The organism is Pseudomonas defluvii, assembly GCF_001695625.1.
Taxonomy (GTDB): Bacteria; Pseudomonadota; Gammaproteobacteria; order Pseudomonadales; family Pseudomonadaceae; genus Aquipseudomonas; species Aquipseudomonas defluvii.
Window position 1 is genome coordinate 26,363 of the sequence record NZ_MBPN01000027.1, and the last position, 14,727, is coordinate 41,089.

Below are 14,727 nucleotides of genomic sequence, written 5' to 3' on the forward strand. Positions count from 1 at the left end.
TAAGGGGGCTCGAATGTTTAGTTTGTGGAGAAAATGTGCTAAATTTTTTCACATCGCTACCCCTGTTTTCTCCATCAGATAATCGAGCGTAGACCTGGCAAGCCGTGAGCCTTGCTGGATTTTCGTCCTGTATATAATTACTATCTAAGTATGGATGCTGTCCGGTCCTCCTTTCTGTGTGGGCGATAGGGGCGGGTTAGACGTTTGGGTATTGGTGGTCTTGGGTGGTGTTTCATTCTTTAAAATAACGAAAAGCGAGGATTCACGTTTTGAATTTAAACGATTGACGATTACTGTAACTTATTCTGATGCGTACAGAGGATATCCGATAAACGCATGTAAACACCGTAAAAGGGGTATTGTCACAGACATAATGGGGCGAATCATTGACCAAGTCGAGGCTTTGCTCAGTTGGTATTCTAGGGTTACCGTCATCCGAATCGACTGCCATTTTCCGAAGGGCTGGAAAATTGATCGTAAGCTAGAAAATGATCTGATGTCTAATTTCACCAAGATGCTTAAATCGAAACTGCGTACCAAGGAATGGTTGGGGCACGACAAACTGATTTCTGGGTGGGCCTACGAAGTTGGTAGTAAAGAGAAGCGCGGGCACTACCATTTCTTTATGGGTTTTGAGGCTCTGTATCTACGCCTGGGTGGTTTTTATGGTGGGGTCTATACCGGCATATGGGGTCTTGTTAAAGATTGCTGGGAACGCATTGTGGGCGGTCATATACAAATTGCTGGATCCCATACTGTTAATAGGTCGAATGTGTCTCAGATTCATAGTTGTGTGAAACGCCTTAGTTATCTTGCAAAGAAGCGAGATAAACAGTTTGGTTCAGGCCTCACAGCTAAAAACTATGCCTTGTCACGATTGAAGCGAAAAACACTTGTTAAATCTGACCCTCGCCGAGTGTGCATAATTGAACGTCACGCAAGCGTCCGGAGAGGTGATTTGAGCAGTTTTATCGACTAACCAAGGCATACCCAGCGGCTAGATGTGAATCCCCCTGTAACGGCCTTATAGGGGCTAACAGGGGGCTCCTAAAAATATCTTCGATGGGTTAGTGTGGTGATAGTTACAGTGTCAAATCAGATGTTGTAAAATCCATGCTGAATGAGGCATATCGAGCGCGTGCATCACTACTCAAGTCCTGCAGTTCTGGCAATGTTCCGATATTTTCAACTGCATTAACGGCGGATTGATCATAAGCTTGGTCGCCGCTGGTTTTTGAAACGACAACCGATGTGATTTTACCGTCATCCCTTATTGAGATTTGTAGTCTAACCGACATGTCTTTACGAGCGGATGCCGGGCGAACCCAACCTTCGGCAGCTTGCATTTTGATTAGCTGCTCAAAATCACCAGGCATATCCGCAGTCTTTGGTGTTTTAGGTTCTGCGCCGATCATTGCAGCGAGTTGTGGAAATGCCAGACAATTGTTCGCATATACACCCAGGCCGAACTCTACTCGCCTGCATTGGAAGTACATAGTAGAGCCCGGTTTGACATGCGCTGCGAACTGAAGGCTACTTTGCATTCCGGCAATTTCTATATTGTAACCAACTTGCTTCCAAGGCCAGGGCTGAAAACGGTCTAAAATCATGGTTACTGCGTAACTTGTGCCTTGATCAACAACAAGATACACCCCCATGTTATCAGCTAGAACCTTATCAACTCGACCATAGTAAACACGGGGAGAATCATACGCCAACCGAGCACCTGCTTGGTTATTTCTCCAGTCATCAACAATCGTCCTTGTGTTAATGGCGGTTTTGAAATTCCAGCCTGTGGTGTTTATCATTTCCTGTAGTCTATCATTGAAAACAGATACATCCCCAGGTGTAAAGCCCTCACCGTACGCTACACCCGAGAACAAGGCGCACAACACCAGTACCCTAACTTTCATGAGATTTCCCTAGCTCAACAAATCAACATTTAAATTCAGACAGCAGCTTGTGTACGAAGACGTTTTAGGGTTTTCGGCATTCCCAACAAAAAAACCACAAAGGCTATCAACCAAACCACAGAGCAAATCAGGACACCAACTGCAAGCGCCTGCCGAACGTTCCACACCATGCCAAACTGGAAAGCAAAAATTCCGCCAATTGCAGCAAGCGGTAAGCTGGAAGAAGCTAGAAACAGAGCCATGTAGGTCTTCAACGTACGTCTCCACGGAATCAGGCAAGAAATTACCAGTATACTGTGAAGACGATCTAGCATCCATCGCTGACATTGACTGACTTTTCAGTCGGAGTCAGAAAGGTGGAAATTGGCCTAGCCTTTGGGACAGTTCTACGTCAGAAACGCAAGGCAGCAGGGCTTACCCAAGAACAACTGTCATACGAAGCTGACATTCAGAGGAATTACGTCAGCCTGATCGAGCGTGGAGTACACCAGCCTACGGTAGCAGTGCTGTTCAAGCTGGCACGCGCCCTGAACTGTACCCCGGCCTCATTTATCAGTGAGGTGGAACTGCTGATGGCTCAATCGACTCCAGTTTCTGTCGCCACTCAGAAATAGCTTAAGTCTCTCCAAGAAGACCAGTGGCTGACGCGCGTCCCGTCCTGCAATTGAACATTTGTCGTCTGCGAGTTTGTGTCTCCGCCCTCGCGATCTCGTCTCCGCAAAGCACGCAACGCCATACATCGTCATGACCGATCCGAAGGCTGTCACTCTGATTATCACATAGGTCTACTTTTCTAGTAGTCCGGCACCCTCTCGTTTCGACCTATCGAAAGCCTATTGCAGATAGCTATATGATCGAATTATCATAGGTCTATCAAACTCAACCATAAAGGATAATAAAATTGAAATCACATCTTTACCTTCGAGCCAGCACCAAAGACCAGGATGCATTGAGGGCCAGAGCTAGCCTAGAAGCATTCGTGGCTGAGAAAGGCCTTACTGTTGCTGGCGTATATTCCGAGAACGTCAGTGGGACAACGTTAGATCGTCCTGAACTGATGCGGTTGCTGGATAAGGCTCAGGCTGGTGAATGCATCGTTTGTGAAAGCGTTGACCGTCTCAGTCGTCTGTCTCAGTCGGATTGGGAAGCGCTGAAGGTCAAGATCAAAGCCAAGGGGTTGCGATTGGTGATTGCAGATTTACCAACAACTCACATGCTGATTGAAGACAAGGGGATGACAGGTCAGATCATGGAGGTAATCAACAGCATGCTGTTGGACCTCATGGCGACGATGGCTCGTCTTGATCAAGAAAAGCGTGTCGAACGAATTAAACAAGGTTTGGAAAACAAACGCCTTACGGACCCAAGCTGGACACCGAAGGGTAAGGGGAAGAATGTCGAAAAATGGACAAAGGTTCAGATGCTCATGTCTAGGCATCCAACAATGTCTGCGGCGGATATAGCCAAGCTGGCTGATGTAGGCGTTGCAACGGTTTATCGAATCAAGCGGGGGAGCTAACCCCCCCCTATGGCCGGGGGAGGGTAGAATTTCAAAGGTTCCATATATCACTGGTAGAGACTAGTGGGTACATGTACCCGGTTCTCTTGTTGGGATGGCGTGTATTGCCGACTTCAATGATTAGTCAGTTAGTCCTTGTGGATTTGTCGCGCTGGCGTTGTGGGGCGGTTTCAGTCGTGGTAGCTTGGAAATTGCTTTAAATTTCTGTTGTGGACTTGCACCTTGACTGTAAACATCAAACGTCACTGTGCCCGTCTCGTGGCCGACGATTTCTGCGATCAATGTGCCAGGGACATTAGCCCTCAGTAGTTGTGTGACCACAGTCCCCCGGATGCTGTGAAAGACATGCTGTTTGCCAAACCCATGGGCTGTCTTGAGCCGACCGAATGCTTTTGAAAATGGATCAGACCTATTCTTGTACTTGTTACGGCTCTTAGAATTTATCAAGAAACCGTCAACTGAATCCCTCTGCAATCGCTTCACGATTGGTTTGAGCGCGGGATGTATTGGGACATATCGAATGCCGGCAAACGTTTTGCTGTCAGGTATATCAAAGCATTGAACACCCTCGACGTTTATAACGTTCTCTGTGGTCAATTTACATAATTCTTCTATGCGAGCCCCTGTATATACCCCTAAAAGGATTAGGTCTGCTAGAACGTGCAGTCCACGTTTTGTGGCAGCTTCGTGTAGCATTCCCAAGTCATCAACGCTGAAATCTTTCCGTTTGCTGGCAGCCTTGGCCTTGCCGCGCACCCTGGGAAGATCATGGTTTTCGAAAGGGTTTACCCTATCTTTATAATCGGCTCGCCAAGGTTCGTCGTAACGATTAGCCCATTTCCAAAATACACTTCCCGCTAATAGGTACTGTGTCAGGGTTTTGCTTGCCAAATCAAGCGAGCTCAACCAGGACGCTACCGTATCGGTGTCCAGAGGGGCTTGATTGCTTGTAAGGTAATCCGACAGTTTTTGTAGTTTCGACTCTTGCTGATCAACGGTTTTCAGGGCGATGTTCTTGCCGAGCCTATAAGCCCGAAACGAATTCAGCCTAGCTTTCGTCAGTGGAGATTTTTTCCGGTAACTCGCTGGCGAGTCAATCAGTGATATCAGTTCCTGCTGTTGATCCATGGTCAGGCTGTGCTTTTTGCTGAATGCACGTTCAAGCATCACTTTGAAACCGGCGTTCAATGCATCTTGTAAGTGCAGATCACTCGCAATGTCATTGTCAGCCTGCATGCTCTCCCATCCTTCAAGCCGGGCCACCAAGTCAGGGTTGGCTTGTTTGAATGCCTGAACGTCTGCATCGGAGACTGCAACAGGGGGCACAGTCTCGCCAATCGCTGCACGCTTCTGCCTCTGGGTTAGCGTATCAATTTCGGTCGTCGCAGCAACGATAGCTTCCTGCCACCCTTCAGGTGCTTCCTGCGCCTTACGGGCGCGTTGGATTTGGTGTCGCCAAAGGGCTAGATGTGCGTGACTGGCATGCACTGCCTCAGTGCGTGACGCAGTCTTCAATGACTGTACGAAAACCTTTTTCCCAATGGGCTTTTGAACATCCACGGGAACGGCCAGGCGTACATACCAAGTCGATTCGCCCCGCTTTCTGAAGATGAAATCCGCCATAGTGCCGCCGAAATTGAAAGCTGAATTGTACTACTCATTTGTACTACTTTGTAGCTGTGAGACCTATTTTCTATAGGTTTGTTGGGGTGGGTTTCACTTGGCTGAGGGTCCCTATCTCTCCGCCATACATGAAGTACACGAAACCCCTGAAAGCTTTAACGCTTTCAGGGGTTTCGTGCTTTTGGGTGTCGTTTTTTCAGGCCGCTGCGGTGCAACGGCCTTCTGCGGTTTCAATGCTCGCTCTTCGCTCTTTTTATCCGGATCAGGATGAGCAGGAGAATGCTGATGGCCAGTGGGCTCATGGTCAGCATGGCTTCTTTCGGGGACATCTCCAGCCCCAGGGTGTGTGCGCCCGAGTAGAGCAGCTTGAGCAGACTCAGTAGGTAGTAGGTGATGGCGATGATCGACAGGCCTTCTACCGCGCGCTGGATCTTTATTTGGGTATCCGCGCGATTGCTCAAGCTCTTGAGGATTTCTGCGTTCTGCTCTTCCATTTCGACTTGTACGCGCGCCTGCAGCAGGTCGCCGAGGTTGGCGACGCTTTTGGCCAGTTGATCCAGGCGTTGTTCGGTGACGGCGCAGTACCTGACGGTGGGCTTGAATCGTCTTTCGATGAAGATACCGAGCCGCTGGCAGTCTCCGACATGGCTTTCCCGTAGTTCGCTCAAGCGCTCAAATACCAGTTGGGCATAGGCTTGTGTGGCGCTGAAGCGGTGCCGGGTTTTCGCGGTACTGCTGACCACTTGTGCCGACAGGTTGGCGATGTCGGCCAACAGCGCCTTGGCATCGCCGGTCTCGGCGCCGGCGTTGCGCTCTGAGAGGTTGACCAGCGTTCTGTCGAAGGTATTGAGTTGAGTACTCAGGTTTTTCGCGGTGGTGAGTGAAAGCGAGGCCATCATGCGGTAGGTCTCGATTTCCAGCAGGCGCCGGATCATGCGCCCTTGACGGTACGCATTCAGGCGTTTGTTCACGAACAGAAAGCGATTGGTGCCATCTTCGCTCAAGCGGAAGTCGCTCCACACCACCGCATCGCCGCCACCTATGCAAGAGCCGCAGGGGTCTTTGAAACCGAAGCTGGAAAGGTCACCGTTAAAGGACGTATCGGCGCGTACCACAATTTGTACGGCGTTGATCATTTGCTGCAAGTAAGGCGCAACCCGGTCCATGAGGGCCTTTGGCGGCGGGTTCCAGCCAGGTTCGGGGTCGGACGAGGTCACCACCACTGTCAGGGTCAGAAACTCGGCGTGCCGCTCCCATTTCAATGCGTGACCTTCTAGCTGGGTGATGCCCTGAACAGTGTCGGGATCGATGGGGTCGCGGCAGAAGCTGCTCAGGAGGGTGTCGCACGGCACCTCGTGGGTGAGGAATGCCAGGTGGTAGACGTTCGCGGGCTCGTCGAAATACAGCGACGGACGGGCGTGCAACTCATTGTGCAGGGTCTTTCTTTGCGGGTGCATGTCGTTCAAGCCATCTTGGAATTGTTCTTGGCGCTTTCGATGATGCCGATGACGAAGGTGGTCAGTGCTTGTGTCAGGTTCTGCTCACTCACCTGCACCTCACGCCCTTGGCGTCATCGCTCGTTAGCAATGATCGGGCTGAGGATTGATGCGTGGCTGCTTTTCAGCGCATCAATCTGCTGCTGTTCTTGGGACAGGCTGATGTGCGCCCGAGTCACCCGTTGCGGGCGATGAGTTTCCAGAACTGGAGCTGACAATGGCCTGGGTGACGGGTTGACCGCGATCTATTGAAGCTGCATGTCGGCGTTATCCAGCAGCCAGTCCCTGAACGCCTGTAGCGCGGGCAGGGCCTTGTTGCGCGGCGGGTACACCAGGTAATAGCTGCGCGAGCTGGCGTAGGGCAGTGCCGGGCTGCTCAGCTCGCCACGGGCCAGTTCGTCGGTAATCAGGATCCTGGGTACCAGGCCGATACCGATGTCGGCGCGCACGGCCTGGATAAGGTGCGAGGTCAGTTCGAAGCTCGGCCCCAGGCGCATGGCCTGATGCGTCAGGCCATGGTGGATGAACCACTCGCCCCAGGCGTTGAGGTTGTTTGCGACGCTGAGCAGCACCTGTTTGCTGATGTCTTCGGGTGTCCAGCAGGGCCGTGTGGCGGCCAGGGTTGGCGAAAGGATCACCATCAGTTCTTCGGCATGCAAACGGTGGCAGATCAGCCCCGGCAGGTCGCTGGCCGCGACTACGATGGCAGCGTCGATGCCGCTGGTCGCAAAGTCGATGGGTTCGATCCGCGAATTGATATGCACCAGTACCTCGGGGTGGCTGCGGTAGAACTCATGCAGGCGCGGAAGCAGCCATTTGGAGCCAAAGGTTGGCAGGGTCGCTAGGCGCAGGCTGCCGCCGCCGGCTTGATGGGCAATCGCGTGCAGGGTGGCGCTGCGCACACGGCCCAGTGCTTCGCTGATTTCTCGCTGGTACAGACGTCCGACATCGGTAAGCTGGACGGCGCGGCCTTCACGACGGAACAGTGTCACCCCCAATTGGCGTTCCAGGATCTGGACCTGGCGGCTGACGGCGCTCTGTGTCAGCGACAGTTCTGCGGCTGCGCGGGTGTAGCTCTCGTGGCGGGCAGCGGCCTCAAAGGCCAGCAGCAGGGACATGGATGGGGTGAGGTTGCGGTAATTCATTCGTAAAAGTCATCGAAGGCTGCGTGAGTATCCGTTTGTGTCTGGCTTGAAGCTCCGGGATCATGGTCATCATCCCCTACCTGATGGTGTGCCAGCCATACCGTTTTAGCAGGTATTCATGATTAAACCGATATAAATGAGGCCATCCCCAATGATCGCCCGATTGACTGGTGTCACGCCGGCCACCCTGTATGCCGATTTCCTTGATGCGTTGCGCGCTGCCGGCTTCCGTGGCCAGATCAGTGCCGACTACGCCACCCGTACGGTACTGGCAACCGACAACTCGATCTATCAGCGCTTACCTCAGGCGGCGGTATTCCCGCAGGATGCCGAGGACGTGGCGCGTGTCGCTGCGTTGATGGCCGAGCCGCGCTTTCGGCAGGTCAAGCTGACGCCACGTGGCGGCGGCACCGGTACCAACGGCCAGTCGTTGACCGATGGCATTGTTGTCGACTTGTCGCGGCACATGAACAACATTCTCGAAATCAATGTCGAGCAACGCTGGGTGCGGGTTCAGGCGGGGGTGGTCAAGGACCAGCTCAACGCCGCCCTCAAGCCCCATGGGCTGTTTTTTGCGCCAGAGCTGTCCACCTCCAACCGTGCCACAGTGGGCGGCATGATCAATACGGATGCCAGTGGGCAGGGCAGTTGCACCTACGGCAAGACTCGCGATCACGTACTTGAGCTGCATAGCGTGCTGTTGGGTGGCGAGCTATTGCACACCGGGCCCATCGATGATGAGGCGTTGGATCAGGCCTGCGCACAGGCCGGGCGCAGCGGTGAGGTTTACCGTATGGCCCGACAGATCCATGAAACCCAGGCTGAATTGATCGAGTCGACCTTCCCCAAGCTCAACCGTTGCCTGACAGGCTACGACCTGGCACACCTGCGCGACGAGCAGGGACGCTTCAACCTCAACAGCGTGCTCTGCGGCGCCGAAGGTTCCTTGGGCTACGTGGTAGAGGCCAAGTTGAACGTGTTGCCGATTCCCAAGTATTCGGTGCTGGTCAACGTGCGTTACAGCAGCTTCATGGACGCCTTGCGCGATGCAAACGCGTTGCTGAGCCACAAGCCGTTGTCCATCGAGACGGTTGACTCGAAGGTGTTGCTGTTGGCCATGAAGGATATCGTCTGGCACAGCGTTGCCGAGTACTTTCCTGCCGACCCAGAGCGCCCGACACTGGGGATCAACCTGGTGGAGTTCAGTGGTGATGAACCGGGCGAAGTGAACGCCAGGGTGCAGGCGTTCGTCAAACACCTGCAGGCTGACACCAGTATCGAGCGTTTGGGCCATACCCTGGCCGAAGGTGCCGAGGCGGTGACCCGTGTCTATACCATGCGCAAGCGCTCGGTGGGTTTGCTTGGCAACGTTGAAGGTGAAGTGCGCCCGCAGCCGTTTGTCGAAGACACCGCCGTGCCGCCTGAGCAGTTGGCCGATTACATCGCCGAGTTCCGCGCCTTGCTGGACAGCTATGGCCTTGCCTATGGCATGTTCGGGCATGTCGATGCTGGCGTGCTGCACGTTCGACCGGCGCTGGACATGAAAGACCCTGCCCAGGCGGCACTGGTCAAGCCGATTTCCGATGCCGTGGCGGCGCTGACCCAGCGTTATGGTGGCCTGCTCTGGGGTGAGCACGGCAAGGGCTTGCGCTCGGAGTACGTACCGAGCTTTTTTGGCGAGCTATACCCGGCGCTTCAGGCGCTCAAGGGCGCATTTGACCCGTACAACCAACTCAACCCCGGCAAGATCTGTACGCCGGACAGCAGCGAGAGCCTGCTCAAGGTTGACGAGGTGACACTGCGCGGTGACCTGGACCGGCAGATTGACGAGCGGGTCTGGCAGAGCTTCGACAGCGCCATGCATTGCAACGGCAATGGCGCCTGCTACAACTTTGACCCCAACGACGCCATGTGCCCGTCCTGGAAAGCTACCCGCGAGCGTCAGCATTCACCTAAAGGCCGTGCTTCGCTGATTCGTGAGTGGTTGCGCCTGCAGGGTGCGGCCAACATCGATGTGCTGGCGGCAGCGAAAAAGAAAACTTCCTGGCTCAAGACGTTGCCCGCCCGGCTGCGCAACAACCGGGCGCGCCAGCGGGGTGAGGCGGACTTCTCTCATGAGGTCTACGACGCCATGGCCGGCTGCCTGGCGTGCAAGTCCTGCGCGGGGCAGTGCCCGATCAAGGTCAATGTGCCGGAGTTTCGCTCGCGCTTCCTCGAGCTCTACCATGGTCGCTATCAGCGGCCACTGCGCGATTACCTGATTGGTTCGCTGGAGTTCACGATCCCGTACATGGCCTATGCGCCAGGGCTGTACAACTGGGTGATGGGTTCGCAATGGGTCAGCCGACTGCTGGAGCGTCATGTCGGCATGCTCGACAGCCCGCTGATCAGTCGCTACAACCTGCAGGCGACGCTGACCCGTTGCAATGTCCGGCCGGCCAGTGTTCCGGCGCTGCGCGAACTGACGCCGGCGCAGCGCGAGCGCAGTATCGTGCTGGTGCAGGATGCCTTCACCCGTTACTTTGAAACACCGTTGCTGGCGTCTTTCATTGAGTTGGCTTATCGGTTGGGCTATCGGGTATTCCTGGCGCCCTACAGTGCCAATGGCAAGCCATTGCACGTTCAGGGTTTTCTCGGCGCGTTCGCCAAGGCGGCGATTCGCAATGCCAGCCAACTCAAGGTTCTGGCCGATTGCGGTGTGCCTTTGATCGGCCTGGACCCGGCCATGACGCTGGTCTACCGGCAGGAATATCAGAAGGTCCCGGGCTTGAGTGAGTGCCCGAAGGTTGCGCTGCCACAGGAATGGTTGATTGACGCGCTACCTGAGCGGGCCGTTTCCAACCCGGAGACCTTCCGCTTGCTGGCTCACTGCACCGAGAAGACCAACGTTCCGGCCAGTACCCGGCAGTGGGAGCAGGTATTTGCTCGTCTGGGGCTGAAACTGGTCACCGAGGCGACCGGCTGCTGCGGCATGTCGGGTACGTACGGCCACGAAGCTCGTAACCAGGAAACCTCGCGGACGATCTTTGAGCAGTCCTGGGCCGGTAAACTGGACAAGCAGGGTGAGGCGTTGGCAACAGGCTACTCCTGCCGCAGCCAGGTCAAACGCATGGCCGACCGCACGTTACGGCATCCTCTGGAGGTGGTGTTGCAGCACCTCTGTCGTTAAGAGCGAGTAGAGAGCCCCTCTTGTTGCTCCACCCTGCATCAGGAGGGGCTGCAGAAGAATGTCTATTGAGGTCGCCAGCATGGCGACCTCAATCGTATCGGGAGCGACTCACCTCAAGCCGCTCCATCAGAGAGCGGGTGTCAGTCGACGTTGAACAATGGCTTTCCCTCCTGCGTACTCAGTTGGGTTTGCCTTTTTGCACGTGAGCAACAATGTCATCCTTGAGTTTCAGTCGCTCCTTGCGAAGCTGGGTGACCCGGTCATCCGAGGCGCCATTGCCCTCTGCCACGACGACTTCGGCATCCTTGGCATTGTACCTTTCATGCAGTCGGTCGAGTTGTGGGTCGGTTTTCCTGAGGGCATCGAACGCTTCCTTGGTCAGATTAAGGTCTGCGAGCAAATCGTGCTTAACCGGCATGTCTCCACCTCTGCGGGCTACTGAGTAAGGGCTTGAGTTATGAGGATAGCCGTCTTTGCCAGGTTCTGTGGCAGGGCTGGTCTGTAGCCGTATTTCTCAATCCTGATGCGCTGCAATGCCTTGTCCTGGCAGGAAGTGCAGCGTGTATGAGGCTGGCTGGCAAAAAGGCATCAAACCCTTTGTTGCCATCTTTTTCACGAAAGTTTTATGAGGCGGCGCCTAGAGTTTCGGCAGTTTTAAAGCCGTGCCAACGCGCACTCTCTCGAATTACTTTTCAAGCGAAGTCTCATGTTCAAGGTAAAGCCGCTGCGTCCAGAATGGGTCACACTGATCGCTAGTTTGTATCTGCTGTTCGGATTCAACTTCACGCTTTGGCAGCACCTGTTCACGATCATTCAGGGCGACGGGCAAGGCATGCTGCTGCGCATGGCCTTCGCATTGATGCTGCTGTGCGCCTTCAATCTGATCCTGACGTTTCTGGCCTTCAAAGCTGTGCTGAAGCCTGTACTGATTGCGCTGTTCATGATCAGTGCCAGCGTTGCGTACTTCATGAATCAGTACGGTGTGCTGATCGACGTGGGCATGTTGCGCAATGCTGTTGAGACCAATGCGACAGAAGTACGTGACCTGCTGTCTCTGAAGTGGCTTGCATACGTCTTGCTGTTGGGCGGTGTGCCGTCATTCCTGCTGATCAAGACCCCGATTCAGTACCGTGCCTGGCACCGTGAACTGCTCAGCAAGCTGGTCGTCAGCGTGGGCTGTGTTGCGGCGCTGGGCGGTGTTGCGTTGCTCAATTATCAGGGCCTTTCTTCGCTGTTTCGCAATCACCATGAACTGCGTCTGATGATCGTGCCCAGCAACTATGTGGGGGCGTCGTTCGGTTTGCTGAGTGAGCGCGCAGGTTCTGCGGTCAAGCCCTTCCAGAAGTATGGTGAAGATGCGCACCTGGCATCGTCCTGGCAGCAGCATCCACGCAAGTCGTTGACCGTACTGGTTGTTGGCGAAAGCGCTCGTGCGGAAGACTTTGGCCTGCTGGGTTATGGGCGTGATACCACCCCGCAGTTGAGCCGTGAGGCCGGCCTGATTGCATTCAATAATGTAACCTCGTGTGGTACCGAGACTGCGGTGTCGGTGCCTTGCATGTTCTCGGGAATGACCCGCAAGGATTACTCGGCCAGTGAGGCCAAGCGCCGTGAAGGGCTGCTGGATGTGCTTCAGCGTGCCGGGCTTGTCGTGCGCTGGCGTGACAACCAGTCTGGGTGCAAAGGTACCTGTGATCGGGTGGTGTTCGAGGATGTCAGCAACCTTCAGGACCCGGCGTTGTGCGCCGACAGCGAGTGCCATGACGAGATCCTGCTCAAGGGGTTGGAGGCTTCCCTCGACAATCTGCAGCAGGACACCGTACTGGTGCTGCACCAGATGGGCAGCCACGGGCCTGAATACTACAAGCGTTATCCGAAAGCCTATGAGCGGTTTACGCCTGTGTGCCAGAGCAACGCACTGAACACCTGTAGCCGTGAAAGCATCACCAATGCCTATGACAACACGTTGGTCTATACCGACCATGTCCTGGCATCGCTGATCGATATCCTGCGCAGCAAGTCAGACAAAGTGGATACCGCAATGATTTACCTGTCCGATCATGGTGAATCGCTGGGTGAATACAACCTGTTCCTGCATGGCACCCCCTATATGCTGGCACCGGAGCAACAGAAACATGTGCCGATGCTGGCGTGGTTCTCCGAGGGTTATCAGCACAGTTTTGCTGTCGATACGGCCTGCCTTGCCAAGAGCAGCAGCCAGCCGCTGAGCCAGGACAACCTGTTCCATTCGATGCTTGGTTTGCTGCAGGTTCAAAGTGGCGTGTACAAGCCTGATCTTGATCTGTTTGCCGGTTGCCGCCAGGTGACGAGCCGCTGACGGTCGTACCGTTTCCCGACGGTGGCCCGCGTTGTATATACTGCGGGCCATTGTTTGTGGGAGAGCCTTGTGGCCATCGATATTCACTGGATTTGCGACGACCGCAGCCTGGCCGAGCACTGCCTGCAGTGGCAGCAACTGCCCTTCGTGGCGCTCGATACCGAGTTTATGCGGGTTGATACCTTTTATCCCAAAGCCGGTTTGATCCAGGTTGGTGATGGGGCACGGGCTTTCTTGATCGATCCCCTACAGATTGGTGACTGGCAGCCGCTGGCGCGCCTGCTTGAAGATCAGCAGGTGACCAAGGTGCTGCATGCCTGCAGCGAAGACCTTGAAGTGTTGATGCGCTTGACCGGTAGCTTGCCTGCGCCCTTGTTCGACACGCAGTTGGCCGCGGGATACCTCAACCTGGGGTTCTCCATGGGCTACTCGCGGCTGGTTCAGGAGGTGTTGGGCATTGACCTGCCCAAGGGTGAAACCCGCTCTGACTGGTTGCAGCGTCCGTTGTCGGAAACCCAGGTCAGCTATGCGGCCGAAGATGCCGTGCACCTCGCTGAGCTTTACGAGCGCCTGCGTCCGCGGTTGTCGGATGACAAGTACGCCTGGGTACTGGACGATGGTGCGGAGCTGGTTGCGCAGATGCGCCGCGAAACCGACCCGTACGAGTTGTACCGCGAAGCCAAGCTGGCCTGGAAGCTGTCTCGCCAGCAACTGGCCGTCATGCGTGAGCTGTGTGCCTGGCGTGAGCGAGAGGCGCGCGCGCGTGATCTGCCACGCAACCGGATTCTGCGTGAGCCATCCTTGTGGCCGCTTGCCCGGACCCAGCCCGACAACCTCTCGGCGTTGGCGAAAATCGAGGATATGCACCCCCGTACCATTCGCCAGGATGGTGAGTTCCTGCTCGCTCTGATCAAACAGGCCGCAAGCATTGCGCCCGCCGAATGGCCACCGGCCTTGCCTGAGCCGTTGCCAATCGAAGCCTCGGGGGTGCTCAAGCAACTACGTGCCATCGGTCAGGCTGAAGCCGAGCGCCTGGGTATTGCCCCAGAGCTGATGCTGCGCAAGAAAACCCTGGAAGCCCTGCTCAAGAGCGGTTTTCCCAATGGCCCCTATCAACTGCCCGACTCCCTGCGCGGCTGGCGCCGCGAGCGGATGGGCCAGGCGCTGCTTGACTGCCTCGCCGGTGCCGGAGAACAACGATGAAACGAATCTGTTCGATCTACAAAAGCCCACGCAAGAACGAAATGTACCTCTACGTACTCAAGGCTGATGGCCTGGAGCGTGTGCCTGAAGGCTTGCTGCCGTTTTTTGGAACCCCTTTGCATGCCTTCGACCTGGTGCTGACACCCGAGCGCAAGCTGGCCCGTGAGGACATCGCCAAGGTGCTGGAAAACCTCGATCAGCAGGGCTATCACCTGCAGATGCCGCCCGCAGAAGATGAGTACATCGAGCACTTGCCCGAAGAGTTGCTGCGTCGCAACGACCCCGTCTGATTGCTGCCCTGAACATCCCCTGAGTGCGGCC

At 55.2% G+C, this 14,727-nt stretch carries 13 protein-coding genes; 7 read left to right on the forward strand and 6 right to left on the reverse strand.

The window, feature by feature from the left end; all coding sequences use genetic code 11:
• Nucleotides 1-154: 154 nt before the first annotated feature.
• Nucleotides 155-979 carry a YagK/YfjJ domain-containing protein gene (locus EKA13_RS10075; RefSeq protein ID WP_100250131.1) on the forward strand — a complete coding sequence of 275 codons (825 nt, stop codon included), beginning with the start codon at nucleotides 155-157 and terminating at the stop codon, nucleotides 977-979.
• A gap of 103 nt (nucleotides 980-1,082) precedes the next feature.
• On the opposite strand, the gene EKA13_RS10080 is transcribed toward EKA13_RS10075, so the two are convergent.
• The gene (locus EKA13_RS10080; RefSeq protein ID WP_065759243.1) at nucleotides 1,083-1,913 is read right to left on the reverse strand and encodes a TonB family protein; all 831 of its coding nucleotides are present in this window, start codon (nucleotides 1,911-1,913) and stop codon (nucleotides 1,083-1,085) included.
• Nucleotides 1,914-1,948: 35 nt separating this feature from the next.
• Nucleotides 1,949-2,167 (reverse strand): hypothetical protein, encoded by a 219-nt coding sequence (locus EKA13_RS10085; RefSeq protein WP_125862923.1) that lies wholly within the window; start codon nucleotides 2,165-2,167, stop codon nucleotides 1,949-1,951.
• 102 nt (nucleotides 2,168-2,269) lie between these two features.
• On the opposite strand from EKA13_RS10085, the gene EKA13_RS10090 reads away from it, so the two are divergent.
• Together EKA13_RS10090 and EKA13_RS10095 are read left to right on the forward strand one after the other, a co-directional pair.
• A complete protein-coding gene (locus EKA13_RS10090; protein WP_083199779.1) occupies nucleotides 2,270-2,527 on the forward strand; it encodes a helix-turn-helix domain-containing protein in 258 nt (85 codons plus the stop codon).
• Between the two features lie 287 nt (nucleotides 2,528-2,814).
• The gene (locus tag EKA13_RS10095) at nucleotides 2,815-3,432 is read left to right on the forward strand and encodes a recombinase family protein (protein WP_065759245.1); all 618 of its coding nucleotides are present in this window, start codon (nucleotides 2,815-2,817) and stop codon (nucleotides 3,430-3,432) included.
• 120 nt (nucleotides 3,433-3,552) lie between these two features.
• Here the strand turns inward: EKA13_RS10095 and EKA13_RS10100 are convergent, their stop codons facing one another.
• The 3 genes from EKA13_RS10100 to EKA13_RS10110 all read right to left on the reverse strand — a co-directional run bounded on the left by EKA13_RS10100 (nucleotide 3,553) and on the right by EKA13_RS10110 (nucleotide 7,696).
• Nucleotides 3,553-5,055: a tyrosine-type recombinase/integrase gene (locus tag EKA13_RS10100; RefSeq protein WP_065759246.1), complete on the reverse strand. Its 1,503-nt coding sequence runs from the start codon at nucleotides 5,053-5,055 to the stop codon at nucleotides 3,553-3,555.
• 230 nt (nucleotides 5,056-5,285) lie between these two features.
• On the reverse strand, nucleotides 5,286-6,512 hold the full coding sequence (locus EKA13_RS10105) for a DUF3422 domain-containing protein (RefSeq protein ID WP_065759247.1): 1,227 nt from the start codon (nucleotides 6,510-6,512) through the stop codon (nucleotides 5,286-5,288).
• A gap of 284 nt (nucleotides 6,513-6,796) precedes the next feature.
• A complete protein-coding gene (locus EKA13_RS10110; RefSeq protein WP_065759248.1) occupies nucleotides 6,797-7,696 on the reverse strand; it encodes a LysR substrate-binding domain-containing protein in 900 nt (299 codons plus the stop codon).
• A 151-nt stretch (nucleotides 7,697-7,847) separates the two neighbouring features.
• On the opposite strand from EKA13_RS10110, the gene ydiJ reads away from it, so the two are divergent.
• Nucleotides 7,848-10,865: a D-2-hydroxyglutarate dehydrogenase YdiJ gene (gene ydiJ, locus EKA13_RS10115; protein ID WP_065759249.1), complete on the forward strand. Its 3,018-nt coding sequence runs from the start codon at nucleotides 7,848-7,850 to the stop codon at nucleotides 10,863-10,865.
• Nucleotides 10,866-11,043: 178 nt separating this feature from the next.
• On the opposite strand, the gene EKA13_RS10120 is transcribed toward ydiJ, so the two are convergent.
• Entirely contained in the window at nucleotides 11,044-11,283 is a 240-nt protein-coding gene (locus tag EKA13_RS10120) for an HP1242/YdcH family protein (protein WP_065759250.1), read from the reverse strand.
• 288 nt (nucleotides 11,284-11,571) lie between these two features.
• Between EKA13_RS10120 and EKA13_RS10125 the strand changes: the two genes are divergently transcribed.
• The 3 genes from EKA13_RS10125 (at nucleotide 11,572) to EKA13_RS10135 (ending at nucleotide 14,696) form a co-directional block, all read left to right on the forward strand.
• Nucleotides 11,572-13,203 carry a phosphoethanolamine transferase gene (locus EKA13_RS10125; RefSeq protein WP_065759251.1) on the forward strand — a complete coding sequence of 544 codons (1,632 nt, stop codon included), beginning with the start codon at nucleotides 11,572-11,574 and terminating at the stop codon, nucleotides 13,201-13,203.
• 69 nt (nucleotides 13,204-13,272) lie between these two features.
• Nucleotides 13,273-14,406: a ribonuclease D gene (rnd, locus tag EKA13_RS10130; RefSeq protein ID WP_065759252.1), complete on the forward strand. Its 1,134-nt coding sequence runs from the start codon at nucleotides 13,273-13,275 to the stop codon at nucleotides 14,404-14,406.
• A complete protein-coding gene (locus tag EKA13_RS10135) occupies nucleotides 14,403-14,696 on the forward strand; it encodes a YcgL domain-containing protein (RefSeq protein ID WP_065759253.1) in 294 nt (97 codons plus the stop codon). Before rnd ends, EKA13_RS10135 begins: the two co-directional genes overlap by 4 nt.
• Nucleotides 14,697-14,727: the final 31 nt, after the last annotated feature.